Source organism: Aminobacter sp. HY435, from assembly GCF_027568395.1.
Taxonomy (GTDB): Bacteria; Pseudomonadota; Alphaproteobacteria; order Rhizobiales; family Rhizobiaceae; genus Aminobacter.
This window is the reverse complement of record NZ_JANKZL010000012.1, coordinates 128313-151519: the sequence shown is the minus strand read 5'-3', so window position 1 is coordinate 151519 and position 23207 is coordinate 128313. Positions and strand designations below refer to the sequence as shown.

The window sequence follows — 23207 nt, the reverse complement described above, 5'->3', positions numbered from 1 at the left end:
ATGGTCAACGCTCGGCGGGCACGATGACGCACCTGTCGAAGGGCACCGAAAAACGCATCTCGGAACCCGTCATGACCGTGTCGTAGGAATTGAGAACGATGCGCAAGGGCGTATCGCGAACGGTAAGCTGTGCCTCGACGGTATCGCCAAGGAAGCTCCTGGCGCTCAGGACACCGCCAATGGCGTTGGCGCATTCTTCGGTCGCGGTCCTGTCCGGCACCGGGCTGAATGCCTGTGGACGAATGATGCACAGACCTTCGCTGCCGGCCTCGACGTCGGAAGCGACCGAGCTGCAGATCTCGCCGATCGCGGTCTGGAAGCGCAGCAAGTTCTGGCCGCCGACGCGCTCGACCGATGTGACCCGGCCGGGCAACGTGTTGCTGCGGCCGACGAAATTGGCAGCAAAGGCGGTTCTCGGGCGGAAGTAGATTTCTTCCGGGGCGCCGATCTGCACGATCGAGCCACCATGGAGTACCGCGACCTGGTCGGCCATGCCCATGGCTTCGACCTGGTCGTGGGTGACGAAAACGGTGGTGATGCCGAGCGACTTGACGAGATTGCGCAGGTCCTCGCGCATCGTGTCGCGCAGCCGCGCATCGAGATTGCTCAACGGCTCGTCAAGAAGAAGCAGGCGCGGTTCATGGACGATGGCGCGCGCGAGTGCCACGCGCTGTTGCTGTCCGCCACTGAGGTGGGGCGCCAGGCGCTGGGCAAAGTCGGCCAGTTTCACACGTTCCAGCGCAAGCATGACGCGCTTGCGAACCTCTTCACGCGGCGCCTTGTGGCGGCCATGCACGAGCGGGAAGGCGACATTGTCGAACACCGTCATGTGCGGCCAGATGGCGTAGGATTGGAACACCATGCCCAGCATACGCTGGCTGGTCGGCACGTAGATCGACTTGTCCGAGTTGAAGACCGTCTTGTCGCCGATCCGGATTTTGCCGCCGGTCGGCGTCTCCAGCCCGGCGATCGACTGCAGCATCGTCGTCTTGCCGCACCCGCTCGGCCCCAGAAGTGCAAAGAAGTCGCCTTGCTTGACCGTGCAGTTGACCCCGCGCAGGGCGTGAACCGGCTGGCCGCCGCCGCGCGCGGCATAGGTCTTTTCAAGGTTTTCGATGACAAGCATGGGAGCGTCCAAAACTCAAAAATGCAGCATGTCCCGCCCAGCGGGGCGGGACATGCACAAGCCAAAATGGCGGCGTCAGTTGCCGGCGGAGGTCAGCAGCTTTGTCAGCGAAGCGCGCAGCGCTTCCTGTGCCGCGATTTCCTTCAGCGAGGTCGGGGTAGCGATCTTCGCTCCGGACTTGGCCTGCGCTTCCTTGACGAAGTTCGCGGCGGCCGAACCCTCGTCGCTGATGCGCGGCATCGCTTCGAATTCCGACGCCACCTTCGTGCCTTCGGTTGCAAGCCACGCCATGAACAAGCGGGCGGCGTTCGGGTGCGGCGCGTTCTCGGGGATGTAGATCAGCCCCTGGTAGATCATGATGTAGTCGGAGAAGAGCTTGAAATCGACCGGCTGCCCCTTCTTCTTGGCGGCCTGGGCGGCGTGGTAGGTGATGATGCCGAGAGGCGCCTGCCCGACCGAAAGCGCCTGCATGACCACCGGGCTGCCGCGTTGCAGGATCGGTTTGTTCTCGACCAGCTTGCGGGCATAGTCGAGCATCTGGTCCTGGCCGATGACATAGGCGATCGTCGGCAGCGGGTTGAGGAAGAACGCGTTGAGCGCAAGCTTGCCGTTCCACTTGGGATCGGACAGTTCAGCGGTCGTGGAGGGAACCTCCTCGGCCTTGATCATGTTGGTGTTCCAGCCGACGCCGTAGATCGCATCCAGCAGGTTGAAGGTGGCACCGCGCAGATCCGGAATGACGTCGTTCACCACGCGCTCGATGCCAGGCAATTCCTTGCCAAACACTTCGACCCAGGGGAATTCCTTGACCAGACCGCGGCTGCGCAGCGCTTCGACGTCCTCGGCGCTGCCGAGGCCGATAATGTCGACGGAACCCTGGTTGGCGCCGGCTTCGGCAATCACGCGGGCGTTGGTCTGCGGCGCGCCCTGCGGCGTCCATTCCAGCTTGACCGACAGGCCGAAGCGCTCGTTGAAGGCTTTCTCGAGCGCCGCATGGGCTTCGGGCGAACTCGGGTTGGTGATCCGGACGATGACGTTGCCTTCGGCCTTCGCCTTCTCGACGATCGTATCGAAACCGTCAGCTGCCGCCGACTGGCCAGCTGCCGTCAAAATTCCGGCGAGCACCGCAGCCCCAACGGCGGCGCGCTTGAGAAATGTCATGTTCTGTCTCCTCCAGAATACTGACCACCGCCTTGCCGGATGCTGTCCCGACAAGTGCGTATAGTGGCACTTGTCTACGCGCCTCCACGCGGCGACCAGCCAAAACCGACGGCATCATTCACAGGAACTGCGCCACGGACATAGTCCGAACGGACGGTACGTCGATTTTGCCCTGCTATGTCGGGATTGCGGCAGCCGGGGCCGCACCATAGTCCGTTCGGACGGTTACTTGCCCGGCTGCAATCAACTGTATGGCCGCGATGGCCCCGGACCCATCGCTAGTTGCCTGGCCGGTCCGGCGGTCGACACCAGTGGGAGAGATGCCCTTGGCAGCGTTCCTCGTCTTCGAGATTTCCATTCAGAATCAGGAGGAATACGACAGCTACCGCTCCGCGGCGCGACCTATTCTCGACCAGCATGGCGGGCGTTTCCTGATTCGCAGCGTCACTGGCAAGGAAGGTCGGATCGAGACCCTCGAGGGCGATTGGGCCCCCGAACGGTTCTTCGTGATCGAGTTCCCAAGCTGGGATCAGGCGCGCAGTTTCTATTATTCCGAAGCGTATCAACACAGCGTGCGAGCCCGCTTCGCATCCTCGGTCAGCAAGGCGATCCTCGTCGAGGGCGAGCCTTGGACCTATGCGCGCTGAGAGCAATACAGAAGATCACCTGCCAATGACCCTGAGCATTCCGTACTATTGCAAATCCGTCGACTGGGACCAGTTCATGGCGGATTTTCCGCCGCCGCCGCATTTCAGCGCCACCACCGGCCGCCTGGCGGCGGACGCCATGCACGCGCTGCAGGAAAAGCGCTTCCTCGACCGCGTCGCCGATGCCTGGCAGGTGCCGTTCTACCAGCGGCTGTGGGGTGCCGCCGGGCTTGAACCGGGCGACGTGACCAGGCTCGAGCACATCGACCGGATTCCGACCTTCAACAGCGACGATCTCAAGGGCGCGCTGGCGTCGGCCCCGCCCTTCGGCGACCACTACAAGTTCACCCGCGCCGATTTCGGCAAATTCCCGCTCAAGATCCAGACCAGCGGCGGCACCACCGGCATGCCGCGCCCGACACTGTTCGACCCGATCGCCTGGGAAGTACAGGCGGTGCAGGCAGCTCGCGCCTTCTACGAACAGGGCGCGCGGCCGGGCGACGTCGTCCAGATCACCTACACCAACTCGCTCGCCAATTCGGCCTGGAACGCCTTCACCGGCCTGTTCAACTGGCTCGGCTGCGTGCCCGTGACCACCGGCACCGGCATCGTCACGCCCAGCGAGCGCAAGCTCGAATACGCCAGGGAATGGGGTGTGGACTGGTGGTTCGCGCGCGGCGAATATCTCGGCCGCCTCGCCCAGGTCGCCGAGGAGATGAAGTTCGACCTGCACCAGCTGAAGACCCGCTTCCTGCATTCCTATCTCGGGCCGGATGTCGAGGGACATTTCCGCCAGAAGCTCGAGGAGGCCTGGGGCTGCCCGGTCTATGACAACTACGGCAGCCACGAGATCGGCCTGATCGCCTTCGAGGGCCGCGAGCGCAACGGCAAGCACATCAGCGAGGACACCGTCTACGTCCAGATCCTCGACACCGACACCGGCGTGCCGGTGCCCTATGGCACGCGCGGCAATGTCGTGGCGACCAGCCTGCACAGGTCGGTGCCGCCGCTCATCCGCTACGACCTCCGCGACCTGATGATCATGACCGACCGGGAGGAATCCGAGTCCGGCCTGATCACGCGCAAGCTCTCCACCTTCCTCGGCCGTGCCGACGAAATGGTGAAGCTGCGCGGCACCAACGTCTATCCGCTGGCCTGCCAGAACGCGGTGACCAAGGACGACCGCACGACTGGCGATTACATCTGCGTGGCCTATCATGTCGGCGAGGGCCTCGGCCGCCGCGAGGAGATGACGGTGCGGATCGAACGCAAGTCGGCGCAGGTCGATGCGGCGGCGCTCGAGGCGGACATGCGGCGCGAGTTGTTCAAGGATCTCGGCGTCAAGGTCGACATCGAAATCGTCGAGGCGGGGTCGCTGGTCGAACATACCAGGCTGGGCCGGGACAAGGTCCGGCGCCTGCTCGATCTACGAAAGAGCTGAGTGCCGCGCGCCGGACCGAGCTAACGGTCCACGATCTTGCAAGGCACGAGGCGAAGCTTCAATAGGCAGGAGCGTCGTGCGTCCCCTTGGACGTACGGCGCTCCATAGCCGAACCCTTCCCGGTCCTACCTCGGCGGCAGGTCGGTGCAGGCTCCATGAAGGCTCGGGGGCCGTCCATTTGACCGCGTGCCGGTCAGCGCACCAGCGTTGCCACGCTGTTTTCGATGACGCGAACGAGGCTGAGCGCGGTCATTTCCGACGATTTCGGGTTGGTCTTCAGGGGCTCGTTTTCGAGCCTGAGGTCCAGCTTGCCGAATGCGCCGGAGGCGCTGATCTCATGAACGTTGCGGCTGACATCCGGGTCGGCCACCAGCACAACCCGTGTGCGGTCGAGGCCAATCCCAGACAATGCGGTGATGACGGCGACATTGGCGTTCTGCGGGAAGCTTGCTGCCGCTTCGCGCGCCGAGCCGACAAAGAACTCGGTGCGCTGGGTGAGTTTGTCGAGGTCGATCAACTCGCCTGCCTTGGTGCCCCGCCAGGCGAGGGGTGGTTTGACGATAGTATGGCGGACTTCGTCGAGCGGCAGCACCGAGGCTGCGGCGAGCGCGCCGAGGTCGCCGAGCGCGCCTGAGGGAACAAGGATGCGGCTTCCGGTCTCGTCGGCCGCTGCGAGCAGCAGGCCGAACAACGCCTCGTCGGTGAACGCACTGGTCGAAGAGACGACGAAGCTGCCGGCGTGGCGCAGCGCCGCCTCGCCCCACACGGCCACCGCTGGGCGTCCAGCCGCCTCGATCACCATGTCCAGATCAAGCCCGGCAAGTTCGTCTGGCCCGGAGATCAGGCACGCGCCTTGCGGCAGGCCGGCGCGCTCGCGACTGGCATCGCGCACGGCCACGGCGACGATTTCGACCGCATCAGGCTGTCGCTCGGCCAGCAGTTCGCCGACCCGCGAGGCAATCGCTCCCCAGCCGACGAGGCAGAGCCGGAGGCGGCGTCGAGACGTGCCGGGCCCTTGCTGTGACGCAACTCCAGACGGAAAACCGCTTCGCATTTTTCCTGCCTTAGAGCCCGACATAGCGCTGCACCAGCTCGGCGTTGTTGGTCAGGTCCGTGCCGGTGCCCGACCAGACGGTACGGCCCTTTTCGAGGATGTAATGGCGGTCGGCCAGGCGCTTCAGCACGTTGAGGTTCTTGTCGATCAGAAGGATCGACTGCCCTTCCGCCTTCAGAGCCTCGATGCAGCGCCAGATCTCGGCGCGGATGACAGGTGCCAGCCCCTCGGTCGCCTCGTCAAGGATGAGCAGCTTGGGATTGGTCATCAGCGCCCGGCCGACAACGAGCATCTGCTGCTCGCCACCCGACAGCGTGCCCGCCGCCTGCCCGGCCCGCTCCTTCAGCCTAGGAAACAGCGCATAGACGCGCTCCAGCGTCCACGGGTTCTTGCGGCCGAGGCGGTTGGCAGCGGTGGCGACGAGGTTTTCGCGCACGGTGAGCGTGGCAAAGGTTTGCCGGCCCTCGGGCACCAGGCCGACGCCAAGCCGGGCGACCGTCTCGGGGGTCGCGCCGCGCACGTCGCGGCCGGTGAAGCGCACCTCGCCCGACATCGGCCGCACCAGCCCCATGATCGACTTGACGGTGGTGGTCTTGCCCATGCCGTTGCGGCCGAGCAACGTGACGACCTCGCCGTCGCCGATCTCCAGCTCGACGTCGAAGAGCACCTGGCTGCGGCCATAGCCCGATTGCAGTTTGGCGACGCTCAGCATTGCTCGTCTCCTTCGCCCAGATAGGCGGTGCGGACTTCCGGATTGTCCCTGATCTCGTCGACGCTGCCGGTGGCAATGACACGACCGTAGACCAGCACCGAGATGCGATCGGCCAACGCGAACACCGCCTCCATGTCGTGCTCGACCAGCAGCATCGAGACATGGCTCCTGAGACCGCGCAGGATCTCGATCATCTGCTGGCTCTCGACATGGCCGAGCCCGGCCATCGGCTCGTCGAGCAGCAGCAGACGTGGCTTGGTCGCCAGTGCGACCGCAAGTTCCAGCTGCTTCTGCTCGCCATGGGACAGGTTGGCAACCAGCTCGTCGGCGCGGCCCTCAAGGCCGACTGTCGCGAGAAAGTGTGTCGCCTCCTCGGCCAGCACCGTCTCTCGGCGCACGTCGCCCCAGAAGCGGAAGCTGTGGCCCTGCCGGATCTGGACGGCGATGGCAACGTTGTCGCGCACCGTGTAATCGGGCAGCAGGCAGGTGATCTGGAAAGTGCGCGCCAGACCGAGCGACACGCGCTTTGCCGTCGGCAGGCCGTCGACTGCCTTGCCGTCGATCTCCACGGTTCCTTCATTGGGCTTGAGCTCGCCCATCAGTTGCGAGATCAGCGTCGTCTTGCCGGCGCCGTTCGGGCCGATCAGCGCGTGGATCTCGCCCGGATTGACGGTGATGTCGACATGGTCGGTGGCAAGCAGTCCGCCGAAGCGCTTGACCAGCCCGCGGACATTGAGGATCGGCCGGCTCATGCGCGCCTCCCGAGAAGACGCGCGCCCAGCGCCTGCACGCCGCCCTGAGTGTAGAGCACGACGAACAGCAGGATCAGGCCGAGGCCGAGCTGCCAGTTCTCGGTCCACGAGGCAAGCAGCGTTTCCAGCACGATGAACACGGCAGCACCAATGAGCGGCCCGAACAGCGTGCCGACGCCGCCGAGGATGACCATCACCATCAGCTCGCCCGACTTGGTCCAGTGCAGCATGTCGGGGCTGGCGAAACGAAGGAAATTGGCCATCAGCGCGCCGGCCAGGCCGCAGCCCATGCCTGAAATGACGAAGGCCATCAGCTTGTAGCGATAGGCCGGCAGGCCGATCGCCGCCATGCGCCGCTCGCTCTGGCGCAGGCCGACGACGACATTGCCGAAGCGCGAGTTGACGATGCGCCACAGCACGAAGAAGAACAGCACCGCGAAGGCAAGGCAGACATAATAAACGGTCTGCTTGTCGCGCATGTTGAGCCCCGGCAGTTCGTTGGCGCGGCGGATGATCAGGCCGTCGTCGCCGCCATAGGTCTTGAGCGAGACGAACAGGAAGAACAGCATCTGGGCAAAGGCCAGCGTGATCATGATGAACTGCACGCCGCCGGTGCGCAGCGACAGCGCGCCGATGAGCGCCGCCATCAGGCCGGAGACCACCAGCGCCACTGGGACGGTGATCAACAGCTGGTTGGTGCCAGGGATGAAGCCAAACAAAGGCTCGCCCTGCGAATAGTGCTGGTAGAGGATGCCAACGACATAACCGCCGATCCCGAAGAAGGCGGCGTGGCCGAAGCTGACCATGCCGCCATAGCCGAGCACGAAGTTGAGGCTGGCGGCGGCAATGCCGTAGATCAGCACGCGGGTTGCGAGCGACGTCAGCGCGGCATAGCCGGTGGCGTCGGCGACCGTCGGCAATGCGATCAGCGCAATCAGCACGCTGGCAAGCAAGACGGGTCGCTTGAGTGTCTTTTCCATGGGCCAGTCAGCGCCTAGTTCAGGAATTTCGGATGAACAGGCCCTTCGGCCTGATGAGGAGGACGATCGCCATCAACAGGTAGATGCCCATCGACGAGATGCCCGCGCCGAGCGCGTCGGCCTCCGGGCCAACCATGACCCGGCGCAGCAGGCCCGGCAGGTAGGCGCGCAGGCCGGTGTCGACGACACCGAGGATGAGGCTGGCGAAGAAGGCGCCGCGGATCGAACCGACGCCGCCGATGACGACGACGACGAAGGTGGTGATCAGGATCTGCTCGCCCATGCCGACCTGCACGGCGAGGATCGGCCCGGCCATGAAGCCGGCGAGACCGGCCAGCAGCGCGCCGAGGCCGAAGACGAGCGTGTAGAGCAGACGGATGTCGACGCCGAGCGCGCGTACCATCTCGCGGTTGGTCGAGCCGGCGCGGACCAGCATGCCGATGCGGGTCTTGTTGATCAGCAGATAGAGCCCGAGCGCCACCAGCAGGCCGACGGCAATGATGGCCAGGCGATAGACCGGATAGACCAGCCCGGGCAGAAGCTCGACCGAGCCATCGAGCATTTCGGGCATCGACACGAACAGCGGCTGGCGCCCGAACAGGATGGTGATGGTCTGGTTGAAGATCAGGATCAGGCCGAAGGTCGCCAGCACCTGGTCGAGATGGTCGCGCTGGTAAAGCCTGCGCACGACGAGGAATTCGATCGCGGCACCGGTGACGGCTGCGGCCGCAAGCGCTGCCGGAATGCCGAGCCAGAACGAGCCGGTCTCAGCAGCCGCCCATGTGCCGGCATAGGCGCCGATCATGTAGATCGAGCCATGCGCCAGGTTGATGACGCCCATGATGCCGAAGATCAGCGTCAGGCCGGCCGCCAGCAAAAAGAGCATGACGCCGAATTGCACGCCATTCAGCATTTGTTCGAGGAAGAGCGTCATTGCCTGTCGTTTCGATTGGAATAACGGGGAAACTGGCGGACGGCAGCGCTGCCACCCGCCGTCGCGAGCCGACAGAGGCTACATCTTGCACTCGGCAGCGTAGGCGTCGCCATGGTCCTTGAGGACCTCGCCGACGGTCTTCAGCATCGGCTTGCCGTCATCGCCCTTCTCGACCTTCAGCGCGTACCAGTTCTGCACCGGATGCTGGTTCGGGCCGAAGGCGAACTTGCCGCGCACGGATTCGAAGTCGGCCTTGCGCAGTGCTGCGCGGAAGGCGTCGGCGTCGTCGAGGCTGCCGCCGGTGGCCTTCAGCGCCGAGGCATAGGCAAGGGCTGCGTCGTAACCCTGGCTGGCGTAGTAGGTGACCGGGCGGTTGTAGGCCTTGTTCCAGGCTTCCATGAACTTCTTGTTGGCGGCGTTGTCGAAGTCCGAATTCCAGTGGCTGGTCACGTTGAGCCCGATGGCGGCATCGCCAACCGCGGCAAGGGTGACGCCATCCATCGACGGCTCGGCCACGACCATCGGGATTTCCTTCATCAGCCCCGACTGCTCGTACTGGCGCAGGAAGGTGATGCCGAGGCCGCCGGGATGGAACTGGAACACCACGTCGGGCTTGGCGGCGCGAACCTGCGCGAGCTCGGCGGCGAAATCGGTCTGGTCAAGGCGGGTGTAGATCTCGCCGGCGATCTCGCCCTTGAAGTAGCGCTTGAAGCCGGCGATGGCGTCCTTGCCGGCCTGGTAGTTCGGGGCCAAAACGAAGGCCTTCTTGTAGCCGAGATTGGTGGCGTTCTGGCCGGCACTCTCGTGCAGGCTGTCATTCTGCCAGGAGACGACGAAATAGTTCGGGTTGCACTCCTTGCCGGCCATGTTCGACGGCGCGGCGTTGGGACTGACATAGAAGGCGTCGTTGTCGACGATATCGGGAACCGTGGCGCCGGCGACATTGGAGAAGACGATGCCGGTGAACAGCTTGATGCCTTCCTCGCCCATGAAGCGCTCGGCGATCTGCTTGCCCTGCCCCGGCTTCAGTCCGTCATCCTCGACCACGAGCTCGACCGGCACGCCGCCCAGCTTGCCCTCCTCCAGCGCCAGCATGAAGCCATCGCGGATGTCCTGGCCGAGATAGCCGGCCGGGCCTGACAGCGTGGTGATCATGCCGATCTTGACCGGATCGGCGGCGAAAGCCGGAACCACCGCAAATGCCGCAACCGATGCAGCCAGAATGCTCTTTCTCAAATTCATCGTCAGTTCTCCTCTGTCGGCGCGTTTCAGCGCTCGTTGTTGATTGCCGGGCTTGTTGCAGGCCGGCCCGTTGCCTCGATGTCGAGAGGCACGAACCGGAACGAAACCGCCTCTGCCGTCAGCCGGCCGAAGACAGGAGCGGGAAAATGATAAGGGGCGAGCACGGTGCCGGCGGCAGCCGCCGCGCCGAGCAGGCCTATCCGCGTCGAGCGCGCCAGGACCGGGTCCTCGCAGAAGTTGCAAACGATGCTGTCGTCGCCGAGCTGCAGCGGATGGTGGACCGCGTCGGCCAGGAACAGCACCTCGCCCTCTTCAGTGTCGAGCGACACGACCACCATGCCAGGCGAATGTCCCGGCGCCGGCTTCAGCCGCAGCCCCGTCGCGACCTCGGCATCCGAAGCGACAGCCTCGAAGCCGACGGTACGGATGATGGGCAACACGCTATCTGCGAAGGCGCCATGCAGCGTGTTGCCGTCGGCCGAGGCCTCGTGAACCCCGGTCCAGTGGGCAAGCTCGGTCGCGGCGACGACGTAGCGCGCATTGGGAAAGGTCGGCCGCCAGGTTTCGCCTTCCCGCCTTGTGTTCCAGCCGACATGATCGGCGTGCAGATGCGTGTTGATGACGATGTCGACGCGTTCGGGCGAAATGCCGAGCGCAGACAAAGTCTGGAGGAACTGGGTTTCGCGTCGATGCCAGGCCGGCCGGTGCGGCCTCTCCTTGCCATCGCCGATGCCGCCGTCGATCAGCGCCACATAATCTGGCGTCTCGATGACGTAGCAGTTGAAGCTGAGCGCCACCGTCTCGCCGTCAGGGTCGACGGTGCCCTCAGGCGAGCGCCGTGCAGCGACTTCCAGGTCCGCGCGGGAAAGCCCCGCAAAGATCGCCTTTGCCGGCCAGGCGACATTGGCCATGTCGGGAATGCACGTCACCACCACCGGACCAGCGTGAAGCTGCTCCAGTTCGATGCCGAGTTCGGCGATGTGTGCCCGCGTGACCCTCACCGCATCCGCCTCACATCCGGCATTCGCCGGCGAACGGATCGCCGTGGTCGCTCAAAAGCTTCTTGCGGGTCTTCAGGACAAGCTTGCCGGCGTCGTCGCGCACCACCTGCATGGCGTACCAGTCCTGCACAGGGTGCTGGTTCGCACCAAAGCTGAAAGAGCCACGTGTGGTCTTGAACTCGGTCTTCAACATGGCCTGACGGAAGGCTTCGATGTCTTTGACATCGCCTTCGGTCAGCTTGAGCGCCGAGGCGATGGCGAGTGCCGTATCGTAGCCCTGCGCCGCATACATGGTCGGGGTGCGCTTGTAGGTCTCCTCGAACTTCGCCACGAACGTGCGGTTGGTGTCGTTGTCGAGGTCCGTGTTCCATGCGCCGGAGACGTTCAGACCCTCGGCGGCGTCGCCCACAGCCTTGAGGATCGCGTGATCCATCGACGGTTCGGCGATGACCATCGGCACAGCGCCGAGCAGGCCTGACTGCTGGTACTGGCGCAGGAAGGCGATGCCGAGGCCGCCGGGCTGGAACTGGAACACGACGTCGGGATTTGCTGCCTTGATCTGCGCCATCTCGGCGGCGAAATCGGTCTGGTCGAGACGCGTGTAGATCTCGCCTGCGATCTCACCTTTGAAATAGCGCTTGAAGCCGGCGATGGCGTCCTTGCCGGCCTGGTAGTTTGGCGCCAGCACGAAGGCCTTCTTGTAGCCGAGGTCACTCGCGTTCTGGCCGGCACTCCCCTGCATCGTGTCGGTCAGCCACGACAGGACGAAGTAGTTGGGATTGCAGCCCTTGCCGGCGAATTCAGAGGGCCCGGCATTAGGGCTTACGAAGATCGCGTCCGCATCGACGATCTCCGGAACCGCGGCGCCGGCCACGTTGGAGAAGACGATGCCGGTGAACAGCCTGACGCCGTCGTCGTTGAGAAAACGATCGGCGATCTGGCGGCCGTTGCCGGGCTTCAGGCCGTCATCTTCCACCAGCATCTTGACGGGAACGCCGCCGAGCTTGCCGCCTTCCAAGTCGACGGCGAGCTGGAAGCCGTCGCGCACGTCCTGACCGAGATAGCCTGCAGGTCCCGTAAGGGTCGTGATCATGCCGATCTTGACCGGATCCTGGGCCAGCGCGCTCGAAGCGAACAGCGAAGCAGCCGAAAGGGCCAGAATGGAAGATTTCAATTTCATGCGTTGGACGTCCTGGGTGGGCGGTTCGTCGCGTGGCAACGGACCGTATCTGCGGTGAGTTTGGCCTAGAGCTTCACCCAGCCTTCCGGCGGGGTCTTGCCCGGATGGAGCGAGCCGCAGTTCGGGCAGGTGCGCGCCTTCTCGTCGGCGTAGAACGCCTGGTAGATCGGCGGCAGGTCGCGGACGATGCTCTTCAGCGTGACTTCGACGCGCTTGACCAGCGCGTTGCAGTCGAAGCAGTACCATTCGAAGGCGTCGAGCAGACCGTCGTTGCGCTTCGGCTCGACGACGAGGCCGATGGAGCCCTCCTGCGGGCGCTGCGGCGAGTGGCGCACATGCGGCGGCAAAAGGAAGATCTCGCCCTCGCGGATCGGCACGTCGTAGAAATTGCCGTTGTCCACCACCTTGAGCATCATGTCGCCCTTGAGCTGGTAGAAGAACTCCTCGACCGGATCGTCATGATAGTCGGTGCGCTTGTTGGGGCCGCCGACGACAGTCACCATCAGGTCGGCGTCTTCCCAGATCTGCTGGTTGCCGACAGGCGGCTTGAGCAGGTGGGCGTGCTCGTCGATCCACTTCGAGAAGCTGAAGGCCGAAAGGCGTCTGGTCATTGTCGTTCCTCCTTTGGGTCGGCGCGCGAGCGTCGGATTGGTCAGGCCCCAGTCTTCAGGCCCCAGTCTTCAGGCCGAAGTCTTCAAGCTGAGGTCTTCAGCCCGCAGGCCTCGAAGGCGGCGCGGGTGGCGCGCTTCTCTTCCTCGGTCAGTTCCAGCAGTGGCGGGCGCACGCGTCCACCCGCCTGCCCCAAAAGCTCCTGCCAGTACTTCTGGTGTGAGTGCGGCTTCTCGGCCGGGCGCGTATTCTTGAGCGCTGCGCGCACCGGGTCGAGGCTGGCGCGGATGCGGCGTGCTTCCTCGGCTTTGCCTGAAAAGGCAAGGTCGGTGTATTCGCGCATGCGCTTGTCGTGCTTGGTCTGGATCAGATAGGGCGGCGACGAGCAGAGGTAGAGCTGCCAGTTGAGCTCGAGGATGTTGTCCAGCCATTCCTCCTCGGAGGCCGTGCTGACGAGGATGCGGTCGCCGGCAAGTTCCGTCAGTTCCTTGTACATCGGGCGCGGCACCGAATACTTGATGGCGACGACGTTCTCGATGTCGGCGAGCTTGTTGCACAGCCCGGGGCTCATCAGGTAGCCGCTGTCGGGATGGCTCCACAGGGCGATTCCGATATCCACCTTGTCGGCGATGGTGCGGTAGTAGTTGAGCAGCGTCTCGTCCTGCTCCTTGAAGAAATGCAGGATCGGGGCGTGCACGACGATGTAGTCGGCGCCGCACTTCTGGGCATGTTTTGCCAGATCGATCACCACGTCCATGTTCTGGTCGGAGCAGGACATGATGGTCTGGGCGCGACCGGCGCAGGCATCAACGGCGAGGTCGAAGCTGCGCTTGCGCTCGTCGAGCGACATCGAGAAGAACTCGCCCTGCTTGCCGGCGATGAAGAAGCCGTCAATGCCGAGGTCGCCGATCCAGTGGTCGATATTGCTGCGGAAACCGTCTTCGTCGATCGAAAGGTCATCCTTGAACGGCATCAGGCCGGCGGCCCAGATGCCCTTCATCGTCGCCCTCGAATGGGCCTTGGCGGTCTTCTTGTCGTATTTCATCGAATTGCGAACCTTTACGAGGCGAACTTCGGCTAGATTGCCATGCGGTGCGAGACGTTCTTGGCCACCATGTAGTGCAGGATGCCTTCCGCCCCGCCCTCACGGCCAAAACCACTCTCCTTGACGCCGCCAAACGGCGTCTCGGCAACCGAGGCCTCAAGCGTGTTGATGGAAACGTTGCCGGCTTCGAGATCGTCGGTGATCTGGTCGACATTGGCAGCAGAATTGGTGAAGGCGTAGGCGGCGAGCCCGAAAGGCACGCCATTGGCCTTTTCGATTGCCTCCTCTAGCGAGGAGACGGGATTGATCACCGCCAGCGGGCCGAACGGCTCCTCGCGCATGACGCGTGCATCGTCAGGCAGATCGGCGAGGATCGTCGGGGGATAGAAATAGCCGCTGTTGCGCGGGCGTTCGCCGCCGAGCAGAAGCTTGGCACCCTTCGAGACAGCGTCCGCGACCAGCATTTCCATTGCCTCGACGCGGCGATGGTTGGCCACCGGGCCCATCTCGATGCCTTCTTCCAGGCCGTTGCCGACCCTCACGGCGCGGGCACGCTCGACGAAGGCCTCGGTGAACGACTTGTAGACCTTCTCGTGGACGAAGAAGCGCGTCGGCGAGGTGCAGACCTGGCCGGAATTGCGCACCTTGCGGATGGCCGAGGCGATGCCGGCCTTCACCGGGTCGGCGTCGTCGCAGACGATCACAGGGGCGTGGCCGCCGAGTTCCATCAGCGTCGGCTTCACATAGCGGGAAGCGAGGCCGGTCAGCGTCCTGCCGACCGCAGTCGAGCCGGTGAAGGCGATCAGGCGAACCTGCTCCTGCGGGATGAGGTACTCGGAAATCTGCGCCGGAATGCCGAAGACGAGGTTTAGAACACCGGCCGGAAGGCCTGCGTCGTGGAAGGCACGAGCAATATGCAGACAACCAGCTGGTGTCTCTTCCGCCGCCTTGATGATGATCGAGCAACCAGCGGCGAGCGCACCGGCGATCTTGCGCGCCGGCTGGCTCATCGGGAAATTCCACGGCGAAAACGCCGCCACCGTGCCGATCGGCTGGTGATGAACGATGTAGCGGATGCCGGGTTCGCTCGGGATGACACGGCCATAGGTACGCTGCGCCTCGCCGGCGTCCCACTCAAAGAACTCGGCACCGCGAATGACTTCGAGGCGCGCCTGCTGGAACGGCTTGCCGTGTTCGCGGGTGATGTCCTTGGCGATCTCGTCGATGCGCTCGCGCAGAAGCGCTGCCGCCTTGCGCAGAACCTCGGCGCGGCGGGCGGGCGAGGTCTTGCGCCAGACGGCAAAGCCGCGCTCGGCCGCTTCGAGAGCCGCATCGAGATCTCCGGTGGATGCCACCGGAACCGCGCCGATCACGCTCTCGTCGGCCGGGTTGATGACAGGCAGCGTTTCCGCCGTCCGCCGCCAGGCGCCGCCGATGTAAAGCTGGAGATCGGGGTAGTTGGACATCGGGCGCCTCGGCTTCGCAATTGACATCAATTTCGACAGTGCCGGGCAGCAGCCCGTGCCGTCGTGGGCACAACATCGACGGAAACCGATATATCGACAAGATGGATTTATCTGATAAATTAAGACTGTTTTCTGTATAAATCACGCTCATCGAAGCCTTGCCGCTCGGCCCTGCGCCACGGAGACCGCCGTGAAGATCACCATCAAGCAAATCCAGCAGTTCCTGGCAGTCGCCGAGCTCGGCAGTTTTTCGCGCGCTTCCAAGCGCCTCGGAACCGCACAGCCTGCCCTGTCGCAGGCAATCCGCGACCTCGAGGCGGAATTGTCAGTGCGTTTGTTCGACCGCACCACCCGCCGGGTCGAACTGACCGATGCGGGGCGCGAATTCCAGAACTCGGCGACAAAGGTTGTCGAGGAGCTGGAGCACGCGGTGGAAGGCGTGCACATGCTGGCCGAGCGGCGGCGCGGTCGCCTGCGCATCGCCGCACCGCCGCTGCTCGCTTCCGTCGTGCTGCCACAGGCGATCGCCGAGTTCCAGAAGAGCTATCCCGGGATCTCCGTGCAGCTCGCCGACGTCGGTACGGAGCAGATCGTGGAAAGCGTGCGCAGCGGCCAGGCCGATTGCGGCCTCGGCACCTTCTCGCCGGCGGAAGACGGCATCGAGCGGCTGTCGCTGGTGCGTGACAGCCTGATGCTGTTCTGCGACCACCGCAGTCCGTTTTATGGCGCGGACACTGTCAAATGGGCCGCCTTGGCGGAACAGCCGCTCATCACGCTGACGCGCGACAGCGGCATCCGCCTGCTGGTCGAAGTCGGCTTCGAGATGGCGCAGATGCCGTTCAAGCCGGCCTTCGAGGTAACGCAGGTGACGACGGCCATCGCGCTGGTCGAGGCAGGCCTCGGCATCGCCGTGCTGCCCACCTACGCGCTGGCGGCGGCGCGCTTCAGGAAAGTCGCCGGCAAGCCGCTGGCCGAGCCGACCATCTCGCGCGAGGTGTCGCTGATCCACGCCACCGGTCGTTCGGTCTCGCCCGCCGTCTCGGCCTTTGCCGCCGTCGTGCGCCGCTACGCGCAGCAGCTGACGCCGCGCGACGGCAATTGACGCTCAGCCCTTGATCAGCCTGACCAGAGCCTTGGACAGGGCCGTATCCTCGGAAGCGAGGTCGAGCAGCACGTCGAAGTGGTTGCGGCCAGGGATTTCCATAAGCTCCGAGGCAAAGCCCGCCTCGCGCCACATCAGGTCATACTCAGTCGATTGCCGCCGGAAGCCATCGGGCTCGCCATCGGCATAGGCGACAACGATCGGGCAGCCAACCCTTGGCAGGTTCGCGGCCGGGCTCAGCCGTTCGACGGCCGCATCATCCAGCTTGATCCAGTTCTGCACGAACGATCTTGCAATCGGCGCGAGATGGAACAGGCCGCTGATCGGCAGCGCGCCCTTGATGACATCTTCCGGCACGCCAGCATCATCGTGCCAGCCGCCTGAGAGCACCGCCCCCGTCAGGTGCCCGCCAGCCGAACTGCCGCCGACATGGATGCGTTCGGGATCGATGCCGAACTCGCGACCGTTGTTCCACAGGAAGCCGATCGCCGCCCTGACCTCGCGGACGATCTCGTCGAGCGAGACCTCGGGCGCCAGACGGTAGTCGACGACGGCGGTGGCGATGCCTTGCTTGGCCAGCATGGCCGCCATGAAGGCAGAGTCATGCTTGGATAGCATGCGCCAGTATCCGCCATGGATGAACACGAACACCGGCCTCAACTCGCCTGAGGTGCCATAAATGTCGATCGTCTGGCCGCTCTCTTCGTCATAGACAACATCGAGATGCGTGGCGTGACCCCGCATCTCCTCCGAGCGGCTGCGATAGTCGCGCATCGCGGTGTCGAAGACCTCAGGCGTAACGGAAGCCCGTGCACCGTAGTCGCGGTCGAGGATTTCACGCGGCCAGTTGGCTTCTTCGGCAAGCACGCTCATGCGTTACTCCTGTCAGGCGACGAAGGCACGGATGGTGTCGGCCACCACCTTGGGCTGCTCGAGCGTCGGGAAGTGCGTCCGGCCCGGCAGCTTGTTTGGCTTGTACCAGTCGTTGCCGGCAGCGAAGTCGAGCTGCGCCTGAGCATACTCAGGCTCGAAGGGTTGCGAATAGATATGGGTGATCGGACGCTTCTCTTTCAGCGCCGCCATGCGCTGCATCGGGTTGCCCCACTTGCGATAGGCCTTGCCGATCTCGCGGCCCGAACGCGCCCACATCTCGAAGCTGTACTTGGCCATCTCGTTGTTGACGTGATTGACGATGTCCTGGTTTTCGGTGTCGCCGATCCAGTAGTTGAAGAAATCGCCGCGGCCATTCTCCCAGTTGGTGCGATCCTGGATGTGGTCGATCATGCGGAAGAAGTCTTCGTTCGGCGTGGTCTGGATCCAGTCGATCACGACCGAGCGCGGGATGCGCGCCGTGCCCAGCCTGTCGGTGACCTCGATGTTGGCCCAGCCGCCATGCGAGGTCGAGACCGGCACGACCTTGTCGATGTTCAGTCTATCGAGGAAGGCGACGACGTCGGAGGCATGGTCGTCGACGGTGAAGTCGCCGTCATGCTCGCGATGGTCGCCATGGCCGCGCCAGTCCAGGCGGATAACCCGGTGGGTTTTCGCAAGCTCGGGCGCAAGCGTCTTGAACAGGCGGTGGTCCTGGCACCAGCCCGACAGAAGCAGCAGCACCTCGCCCTCGCCGGTCTCGTCATAAGAAAGCGTGTTGGCGCCGATCTGGATGGATTTCATTTGATGTCTCCGAATTCTGGGGCGCGCCGCACCCTGATGGTCCATGTTCAGGCGAGCGGCTCGGTCGCGGTCGGCGCATGGCGTGCCGTCTTCATGCGCTCGGCCCCGATCTCGCGGCTCTTGCCGGTGATCTTCATCACCTGCGAACGGACGTCGTCGGGCCAGAGATTCATGTCGCCGAGGCGCTCGGCCGTGTCCTGGGTGTGCTCGGTGATCGGCCGCTCGCGCTCTTCCCAGGCGGCCAGTGCCTGTTCGATGTCGGCGGCGTCGGCTACGGCGGCGGCAAGGCCCAGGCCGTTCATCAGCGCGCAACCGCCGCCCTGCCCGAGATAGGGCGGCATGGCGTGCGCGGCATCGCCCAGGATCGCCGTGCGACCCTTGCTCCATTTCTTGAGCTTGACCACCTCGAAGGCGTCCCAGCGGCCGGCATCGCCGAAGCGCGAGACGAGATGGGCGAGATGCGGGAAGGATTCGGTCCACAGCGCGCGGTCGGCCGGAACCTTCAGCGCGACGGTGTCGTCGGCGGCACAGCACAGCGCGACATAGAGGTCGGTGGCGCTGGCCGGCGTGTAGAGGATGCGACGGGTGCCGGTGAAATATTCGATGTAGCGGTCGCGATCCTCCACCGGCACGTCGGCGTCATCGCGGGAAATCAGCATGCGGATCGCGCCGTAGCCGAGATGCTTGCGGTACATCATCAGGTCGAGCGAGTCGCGCACCTTCGAATTGATGCCGTCGGCACCGACCACGAGGTCGGCCTGGCGCCTGCTGCCGTCGGCGAGCAGCAGCTCTCCTTCAGGCGTCGCGCCCACCGCCTCCGAATTGGTCATGATCTCGACGCCACTCCGGCGGCAGGTATCGACAAGCGAATTGATCAACTGCTCGCGCAGGATGGTGATCAGCCGGGCGTCGCGGGCACCGTTGATGGGGATTTCCTCCATCGTGCTGTTGTCGTGGTCGCGGGTATGGAACTGCGGCCCGACATGGGCGCCGACGACGGCCTGGTCGTAAGCGCCGATAGCCTGGAGCACGCGCAGGCCGTTGCTCCAGATATAGATGCCGGCGCCGAAGGTACGGAGGTTCGGCGCACGTTCATGCACCGTCACCGACCAGCCGCGCTGGGCCAACGCCGCCGCGGTCGTAAGGCCGCCAATCCCCGCGCCGGCAATCTCCGCGCGGCGCCCGTTTCCAGTCTTCTCGATCATGTCAGGATTGTCCTCCCCGTGCGGCATCCCTGCCGACGCCTGAAGCCGGCCCCGAATGGCGGAAGCCGGCCAAAAATACCTCCACACGCCGGCCCGCCCCAGGGCAGCCAACGCCTTTGGGGCAAAAGTTCCAGCGAATAGACATGCAGACAAGTGAATTCTCTGGAAATCTCTATGAGGATTTGGAATATCAATGCCCGGACAATCCTTTGGGAGGATGATGCGCGATGAAGCTGCTGACGAGCCGTTTGACCATCCGGCACCTGCGCATGGTCGTGGCCATCGTGGAGGAAGGTAACCTTGTTCGCGCGGCCAAGCGGCTGAACATGACCCAGTCGGCCGTCACCAAGGCGCTGCAGGAGATCGAGGCGCTGACCAAGGCAAGGCTGTTCGACCGCACCAATCGCGGCGTCGTGCCAACGATGTTCGGTGACACGCTGGCCGAACACGCGCGCCTCGTCATCACCCAGCTGGCGCACGCCGAGGAGCATCTCGCCGACCTGCGCGACGGCACCGGTGGCCGCGTTGCCATCGGAACGCTGCTGTCAGCCTCGGCCGAATTGCTGCCGACGGCCATCGCCCGCCTGCGCAAGGAGCGGCCCAAGCTGGTGGTCAAGATCGTCGAGGGCACCAACGACGTCTTGATCCCGGCCTTGCGTGCCGGCGAACTCGACATGGTGGTCGGGCGGCTGTCCGAGCAGCGCGACCGGCTGAACGTCGTCCAAGAAGTGCTGATGGACGATATCGCCTGCGTCGTCGCGCGCCGCGGTCACCCGCTGGCGGAGCGCAGCGAACTCAACCTCGCCGACCTGATCGGCTGGGAGTGGATCCTGCCGCCGCAGGAAACCAGCCTGCGCCGCCAGATTGACATCGCCTTTCGCGAGGAAGGGCTGGAACCGCCTTCGCATGCGGTCGATTCCGTATCGCTGCTGACCAACAGGGCGCTGTTGATCGACGCCGACTATCTCGGCGTATTCCCCGCCCAGGTCGCACGCCGCGAGGCCGCCGCCGGCGCCATCGTGATATTGCCGGTGACCTTGCGCGCCACGGCCATGCCAATGGGCATCACCACACGGACGAATGCCCGCCTGTCGCCAGCAGCCGAAGTGCTTGTGGAGACGCTGCGCCGTACAGCCGCCGACCTCGCGCGTCATGACGTATAAGTAATCGCTACACGATTGATATTCCTGCCCGTCATGCCTGGATGACGAGTTTTCCATTTACCGGAATGCTGGTTGGGCCAAGCTTGGCCGGTTGAACAACGCTGCGGAGGAGCGGCTGTTGCGGTCTCCATCCGAAACGAAGCCTGGTGAGCTGACGCCCCGGCCTCGGGAACGTGCGTGGCCGCCTGTCCTGCTGCCCCTCCCTTTGAAGCATCTGCAACGGCTCAGCACATCCCGCGATCAAGAATTGCGGCAGCTGAGCGTGAGCGGCTGGGGAATTTTGGGGAAGAGGAACAAATCTGATGCATTTCAAGGGAATTTTGTCGGCCGCCGTCATGGCACTGTCCGTCAGCGCGGCTTATGCCGAAGACCCGCTCAAGATCGGCATGATCACCACGCTTTCGGGGCCGGCCGGCTATCTCGGCCAGGACATCCGCGACGGCTTCCAGCTCGCCATCGAGCAGAACAAGGGCAAGCTTGGCGGCAAGGATGTGGAACTGGTCGTCGAGGACGATGGCCTCAAGCCGGGCAACGCCAAGCAGATTGCTGAAAAGATGCTGTCCGACCAGGACATCAAGCTGTTCACCGGCATGGTCTTCGCCAACGTCGCATTCGCCGCGCTGCCCGATATCCTGGATGGCGACGCGATCTATGTCAGCGCCAACACCGCATCCGCCACCTTCGCCGGCAAGGACTGCCACCCCAACTACTTCGTCAGCTCCTGGCAGGACGACAGCCAGGGCGAAAGCGCGGGTGCGCTAGCCCAGTCGCTCGGCTACAAGAAGGCCTTCCTGATCGCGCCGAACTACCAGGCCGGCAAGGAAACGATGGGCGCCTTCAAGCGCTTCTACAAGGGCGAGGTTGTCGGCGAGACCTATACCGGCCTCGACCAGACCGACTTCGCCGCCGAGATGGCGCAGATCCGCGCCGCCAAGCCCGATGTCGTCTACGAGTTCGAGCCGGGCGGGCTCGGCATCGCCTTCATGCGCCAGTACCAGCAGGCCGGCCTGCTCAAGGACATCCCGATGGTCGTCCATCCGGCGTCTCTCGACCAGGTCATCGTCGGCGCGGTGGGCGACGCCGCGCTTGGCGTGAAGGTCACCAGCCACTGGAACGACGACCTCGACAATCCGGTCAACAAGAGCTTCGTTGCGGCGTGGAAGGCCAAGTTCGGCGATCGCCCGATCACTTATTATGCCGCGCAGGGTTATGACGCGGCATTGCTGATCGGCACCGGCCTCGAAAAGTCAGGCGTCGACGACCTGCCGGCCTTCCGCAAGGCACTGCTGACCCAGGAAATCCCTTCGGTGCGCGGCTCGTTCAAGTTCGGCCCCAACCAGCACCCGGTGCAGGATTGGTATTCGCTCAAGGCCGAGAAGGGCGCCGACGGCAAGATGGTGCTCAAGACCGAAGGCAAGGTGCTGACGGCCCACAGCGACAGCTACGCCGTCGAATGCAAGATGCCGGCTGACTAGCGCATCGGCCCGAAAATCGGACCCGATTTTCGGAAAGCACGATGCGCCAACTCAGGAAGTTAGAGCGTCCTTTGTGCGTCCATTCGGACGCACGGCGCTCTAAGTAGGGCAAGCGCAGCGGATTGGGCATCACGAGCGCCCGATCCGGCTGCGTGTTTGAGACGAATCCAACCCCGCAAGCGAGAAACCGACCGCATTTGCGGCCGGCTTCCTCGCCTGGTGGATGACTGCGCGCATCACGTCGGCCGGTTTCCGGCCCGCTGATCGAAGGGCGCAACGGCTGCGCGAATGAAGTCGGCAAGCTTTTGCGCCGCCAGCGACGGCGGACGGGAGTTGGGCGTCAGCAACCAGACGTCCATCGAGGTTTGCGGCAGCAGGGGCCGGCGAACCAGGCGGTTCTCGGGATAATCGAGCCCGACAAACGGCGGCACGATCGACACGCCGACGCCATTGGCGACAAACCCGCAGGCCGTCTCCGACAGCGGCACCTCGATTCGGTTGCGTTTCTGCACGCCCTTCACCTGAAACGCCCTGTCGATCGTCATCAGCGAACAGTCGTCGCGCGGCAGCGAAATGAACGGCTCGTTGCGCAGCTCGTCTATCTCGATGGCCTGGCGCTTGGCCAGCGGATGCTCGGCCGGCAGGATGCAGATCATCTCGAAACGCATGATGATTTCGGCATCGACATGCGGATGGTCTATGGGCAGCACGCTGAGGCCGATATCGATCTGCTGCGCCGCCACCAGTTCGGCGATGCGCGGCGACGCCCGGCTTTGCAAGGTGAAGTGCAGATCGGGCTGATCGACGAGAAACGGCGACAGAGCATGCGCAAGATACCGCGTCGCCAGCGCCGCAGGCGCTGCGACACTGACCTCGCCCCACTCCCGATTGCGCACGGCATTGGCCAGCCGCGCTATCCGTTCGGTGCCGGAAAACATCCGCTCCACCTCGACTGCGAGCAGCCTGGCTTCCAGCGTCGGCACGATTCTGGCGCCATTGCGAACGAAAAGCTGGAAGCCGCAGGTTTCGGCGAAGGCCCGGAGCAACTTGCTGACCGCCGGCTGGGAGATCTTCAATTTCTCGCCGGCACGCGTCACCGAGCCGGTCTCGATGGTTGCGTGAAACGCCTCGAGTTGCCTGATGTTCATCGGCGTTCCATCCCGTCGGCAGCTGCACATGAGATTTGGTTATAACGTATGGAGAATAAGGTATTTGACAATCATGTTGTCAAGCCTTCC

At 64.2% G+C, this 23207-nt stretch carries 22 protein-coding genes; 5 read left to right on the top strand and 17 right to left on the bottom strand.

Going from position 1 to position 23207, the window contains the following annotated elements; all coding sequences use genetic code 11:
* Positions 1-4 precede the first annotated feature (4 nt).
* Positions 5-1126 carry an ABC transporter ATP-binding protein gene (locus PCJ21_RS18525; protein ID WP_269932904.1) on the bottom strand — a complete coding sequence of 374 codons (1122 nt, stop codon included), beginning with the start codon at positions 1124-1126 and terminating at the stop codon, positions 5-7.
* A 75-nt stretch (positions 1127-1201) separates the two neighbouring features.
* Positions 1202-2287: an ABC transporter substrate-binding protein gene (locus tag PCJ21_RS18520; RefSeq protein WP_269932903.1), complete on the bottom strand. Its 1086-nt coding sequence runs from the start codon at positions 2285-2287 to the stop codon at positions 1202-1204.
* A 326-nt stretch (positions 2288-2613) separates the two neighbouring features.
* Here PCJ21_RS18520 and PCJ21_RS18515 point away from each other — a divergent pair, with 326 nt between their 5' ends.
* Positions 2614-2934, top strand: a complete 321-nt coding sequence (locus tag PCJ21_RS18515; RefSeq protein WP_269932902.1) for a DUF1330 domain-containing protein — start codon at positions 2614-2616, stop codon at positions 2932-2934.
* A gap of 25 nt (positions 2935-2959) precedes the next feature.
* Positions 2960-4375 (top strand): phenylacetate--CoA ligase family protein, encoded by a 1416-nt coding sequence (locus PCJ21_RS18510; RefSeq protein ID WP_269932901.1) that lies wholly within the window; start codon positions 2960-2962, stop codon positions 4373-4375.
* A 193-nt stretch (positions 4376-4568) separates the two neighbouring features.
* Here PCJ21_RS18510 and PCJ21_RS18505 read toward each other — a convergent pair whose 3' ends face one another.
* The 11 genes from PCJ21_RS18505 to PCJ21_RS18455 all read right to left on the bottom strand — a co-directional run bounded on the left by PCJ21_RS18505 (position 4569) and on the right by PCJ21_RS18455 (position 15350).
* Complete coding sequence (locus PCJ21_RS18505) at positions 4569-5429, bottom strand: aspartate dehydrogenase (RefSeq protein ID WP_269932900.1); 861 nt, start codon at positions 5427-5429, stop codon at positions 4569-4571.
* A 10-nt stretch (positions 5430-5439) separates the two neighbouring features.
* Positions 5440-6141: an ABC transporter ATP-binding protein gene (locus PCJ21_RS18500; RefSeq protein ID WP_269932899.1), complete on the bottom strand. Its 702-nt coding sequence runs from the start codon at positions 6139-6141 to the stop codon at positions 5440-5442.
* On the bottom strand, positions 6135-6893 hold the full coding sequence (locus PCJ21_RS18495; protein WP_269932898.1) for an ABC transporter ATP-binding protein: 759 nt from the start codon (positions 6891-6893) through the stop codon (positions 6135-6137). Before PCJ21_RS18495 ends, PCJ21_RS18500 begins: the two co-directional genes overlap by 7 nt.
* Positions 6890-7873 carry a branched-chain amino acid ABC transporter permease gene (locus tag PCJ21_RS18490; RefSeq protein ID WP_269932897.1) on the bottom strand — a complete coding sequence of 328 codons (984 nt, stop codon included), beginning with the start codon at positions 7871-7873 and terminating at the stop codon, positions 6890-6892. The genes PCJ21_RS18495 and PCJ21_RS18490 overlap by 4 nt, the downstream gene beginning before the upstream one ends.
* A gap of 19 nt (positions 7874-7892) precedes the next feature.
* A complete protein-coding gene (locus PCJ21_RS18485) occupies positions 7893-8807 on the bottom strand; it encodes a branched-chain amino acid ABC transporter permease (protein WP_269932896.1) in 915 nt (304 codons plus the stop codon).
* A 78-nt stretch (positions 8808-8885) separates the two neighbouring features.
* Positions 8886-10049, bottom strand: a complete 1164-nt coding sequence (locus PCJ21_RS18480) for an ABC transporter substrate-binding protein (RefSeq protein WP_269932895.1) — start codon at positions 10047-10049, stop codon at positions 8886-8888.
* Between the two features lie 26 nt (positions 10050-10075).
* Positions 10076-11050 (bottom strand): MBL fold metallo-hydrolase, encoded by a 975-nt coding sequence (locus PCJ21_RS18475; protein WP_269932894.1) that lies wholly within the window; start codon positions 11048-11050, stop codon positions 10076-10078.
* A 10-nt stretch (positions 11051-11060) separates the two neighbouring features.
* Entirely contained in the window at positions 11061-12230 is a 1170-nt protein-coding gene (locus PCJ21_RS18470; protein WP_269932893.1) for an ABC transporter substrate-binding protein, read from the bottom strand.
* A gap of 65 nt (positions 12231-12295) precedes the next feature.
* On the bottom strand, positions 12296-12841 hold the full coding sequence (locus tag PCJ21_RS18465; protein WP_269932892.1) for a 3-hydroxyanthranilate 3,4-dioxygenase: 546 nt from the start codon (positions 12839-12841) through the stop codon (positions 12296-12298).
* A gap of 83 nt (positions 12842-12924) precedes the next feature.
* Complete coding sequence (locus PCJ21_RS18460) at positions 12925-13884, bottom strand: dihydrodipicolinate synthase family protein (RefSeq protein ID WP_269932891.1); 960 nt, start codon at positions 13882-13884, stop codon at positions 12925-12927.
* A 32-nt stretch (positions 13885-13916) separates the two neighbouring features.
* Positions 13917-15350 carry an NAD-dependent succinate-semialdehyde dehydrogenase gene (locus PCJ21_RS18455; protein WP_269932890.1) on the bottom strand — a complete coding sequence of 478 codons (1434 nt, stop codon included), beginning with the start codon at positions 15348-15350 and terminating at the stop codon, positions 13917-13919.
* 190 nt (positions 15351-15540) lie between these two features.
* Between PCJ21_RS18455 and PCJ21_RS18450 the strand changes: the two genes are divergently transcribed.
* Positions 15541-16452 (top strand): LysR family transcriptional regulator, encoded by a 912-nt coding sequence (locus PCJ21_RS18450; RefSeq protein WP_269932889.1) that lies wholly within the window; start codon positions 15541-15543, stop codon positions 16450-16452.
* Positions 16453-16455: 3 nt separating this feature from the next.
* On the opposite strand, the gene PCJ21_RS18445 is transcribed toward PCJ21_RS18450, so the two are convergent.
* Genes PCJ21_RS18445 through PCJ21_RS18435 form a run of 3 tightly spaced genes read right to left on the bottom strand, consistent with a single transcriptional unit; the run spans position 16456 to position 19331 of the window.
* Complete coding sequence (locus PCJ21_RS18445) at positions 16456-17325, bottom strand: alpha/beta hydrolase (protein WP_269932888.1); 870 nt, start codon at positions 17323-17325, stop codon at positions 16456-16458.
* Positions 17326-17337: 12 nt separating this feature from the next.
* Positions 17338-18126 carry an alpha/beta fold hydrolase gene (locus PCJ21_RS18440; protein WP_269932887.1) on the bottom strand — a complete coding sequence of 263 codons (789 nt, stop codon included), beginning with the start codon at positions 18124-18126 and terminating at the stop codon, positions 17338-17340.
* A gap of 47 nt (positions 18127-18173) precedes the next feature.
* The gene (locus PCJ21_RS18435; protein WP_269932886.1) at positions 18174-19331 is read right to left on the bottom strand and encodes an FAD-dependent oxidoreductase; all 1158 of its coding nucleotides are present in this window, start codon (positions 19329-19331) and stop codon (positions 18174-18176) included.
* Between the two features lie 227 nt (positions 19332-19558).
* Here PCJ21_RS18435 and PCJ21_RS18430 point away from each other — a divergent pair, with 227 nt between their 5' ends.
* Together PCJ21_RS18430 and PCJ21_RS18425 are read left to right on the top strand one after the other, a co-directional pair.
* On the top strand, positions 19559-20494 hold the full coding sequence (locus tag PCJ21_RS18430; protein WP_269932885.1) for a LysR family transcriptional regulator: 936 nt from the start codon (positions 19559-19561) through the stop codon (positions 20492-20494).
* A gap of 302 nt (positions 20495-20796) precedes the next feature.
* Complete coding sequence (locus tag PCJ21_RS18425) at positions 20797-21969, top strand: ABC transporter substrate-binding protein (RefSeq protein WP_269932884.1); 1173 nt, start codon at positions 20797-20799, stop codon at positions 21967-21969.
* A gap of 236 nt (positions 21970-22205) precedes the next feature.
* On the opposite strand, the gene PCJ21_RS18420 is transcribed toward PCJ21_RS18425, so the two are convergent.
* Positions 22206-23117 carry a LysR substrate-binding domain-containing protein gene (locus tag PCJ21_RS18420; protein WP_269932883.1) on the bottom strand — a complete coding sequence of 304 codons (912 nt, stop codon included), beginning with the start codon at positions 23115-23117 and terminating at the stop codon, positions 22206-22208.
* Between the last annotated feature and the right edge of the window lie 90 nt (positions 23118-23207).

Excerpts from the sequence above, each read along its gene's own strand:
- PCJ21_RS18525 (WP_269932904.1), bottom strand. The coding sequence starts at position 1,126 with ATGCTTGTCATCGAAAACCTTGAAAAGACCTATGCCGCGCGCGGCGGC.
- PCJ21_RS18520 (WP_269932903.1), bottom strand. The coding sequence starts at position 2,287 with ATGACATTTCTCAAGCGCGCCGCCGTTGGGGCTGCGGTGCTCGCCGGA.
- PCJ21_RS18510 (WP_269932901.1), top strand. The coding sequence starts at position 2,960 with ATGACCCTGAGCATTCCGTACTATTGCAAATCCGTCGACTGGGACCAG.
- PCJ21_RS18505 (WP_269932900.1), bottom strand. The coding sequence starts at position 5,429 with ATGCGAAGCGGTTTTCCGTCTGGAGTTGCGTCACAGCAAGGGCCCGGC.
- PCJ21_RS18500 (WP_269932899.1), bottom strand. The coding sequence starts at position 6,141 with ATGCTGAGCGTCGCCAAACTGCAATCGGGCTATGGCCGCAGCCAGGTG.
- PCJ21_RS18495 (WP_269932898.1), bottom strand. The coding sequence starts at position 6,893 with ATGAGCCGGCCGATCCTCAATGTCCGCGGGCTGGTCAAGCGCTTCGGC.
- PCJ21_RS18490 (WP_269932897.1), bottom strand. The coding sequence starts at position 7,873 with ATGGAAAAGACACTCAAGCGACCCGTCTTGCTTGCCAGCGTGCTGATT.
- PCJ21_RS18485 (WP_269932896.1), bottom strand. The coding sequence starts at position 8,807 with ATGACGCTCTTCCTCGAACAAATGCTGAATGGCGTGCAATTCGGCGTC.
- PCJ21_RS18480 (WP_269932895.1), bottom strand. The coding sequence starts at position 10,049 with ATGAATTTGAGAAAGAGCATTCTGGCTGCATCGGTTGCGGCATTTGCG.
- PCJ21_RS18470 (WP_269932893.1), bottom strand. The coding sequence starts at position 12,230 with ATGAAATTGAAATCTTCCATTCTGGCCCTTTCGGCTGCTTCGCTGTTC.
- PCJ21_RS18465 (WP_269932892.1), bottom strand. The coding sequence starts at position 12,841 with ATGACCAGACGCCTTTCGGCCTTCAGCTTCTCGAAGTGGATCGACGAG.
- PCJ21_RS18460 (WP_269932891.1), bottom strand. The coding sequence starts at position 13,884 with ATGAAATACGACAAGAAGACCGCCAAGGCCCATTCGAGGGCGACGATG.
- PCJ21_RS18455 (WP_269932890.1), bottom strand. The coding sequence starts at position 15,350 with ATGTCCAACTACCCCGATCTCCAGCTTTACATCGGCGGCGCCTGGCGG.
- PCJ21_RS18445 (WP_269932888.1), bottom strand. The coding sequence starts at position 17,325 with ATGAGCGTGCTTGCCGAAGAAGCCAACTGGCCGCGTGAAATCCTCGAC.
- PCJ21_RS18440 (WP_269932887.1), bottom strand. The coding sequence starts at position 18,126 with ATGAAATCCATCCAGATCGGCGCCAACACGCTTTCTTATGACGAGACC.
- PCJ21_RS18435 (WP_269932886.1), bottom strand. The coding sequence starts at position 19,331 with ATGATCGAGAAGACTGGAAACGGGCGCCGCGCGGAGATTGCCGGCGCG.
- PCJ21_RS18430 (WP_269932885.1), top strand. The coding sequence starts at position 19,559 with ATGAAGCTGCTGACGAGCCGTTTGACCATCCGGCACCTGCGCATGGTC.
- PCJ21_RS18425 (WP_269932884.1), top strand. The coding sequence starts at position 20,797 with ATGCATTTCAAGGGAATTTTGTCGGCCGCCGTCATGGCACTGTCCGTC.
- PCJ21_RS18420 (WP_269932883.1), bottom strand. The coding sequence starts at position 23,117 with ATGAACATCAGGCAACTCGAGGCGTTTCACGCAACCATCGAGACCGGC.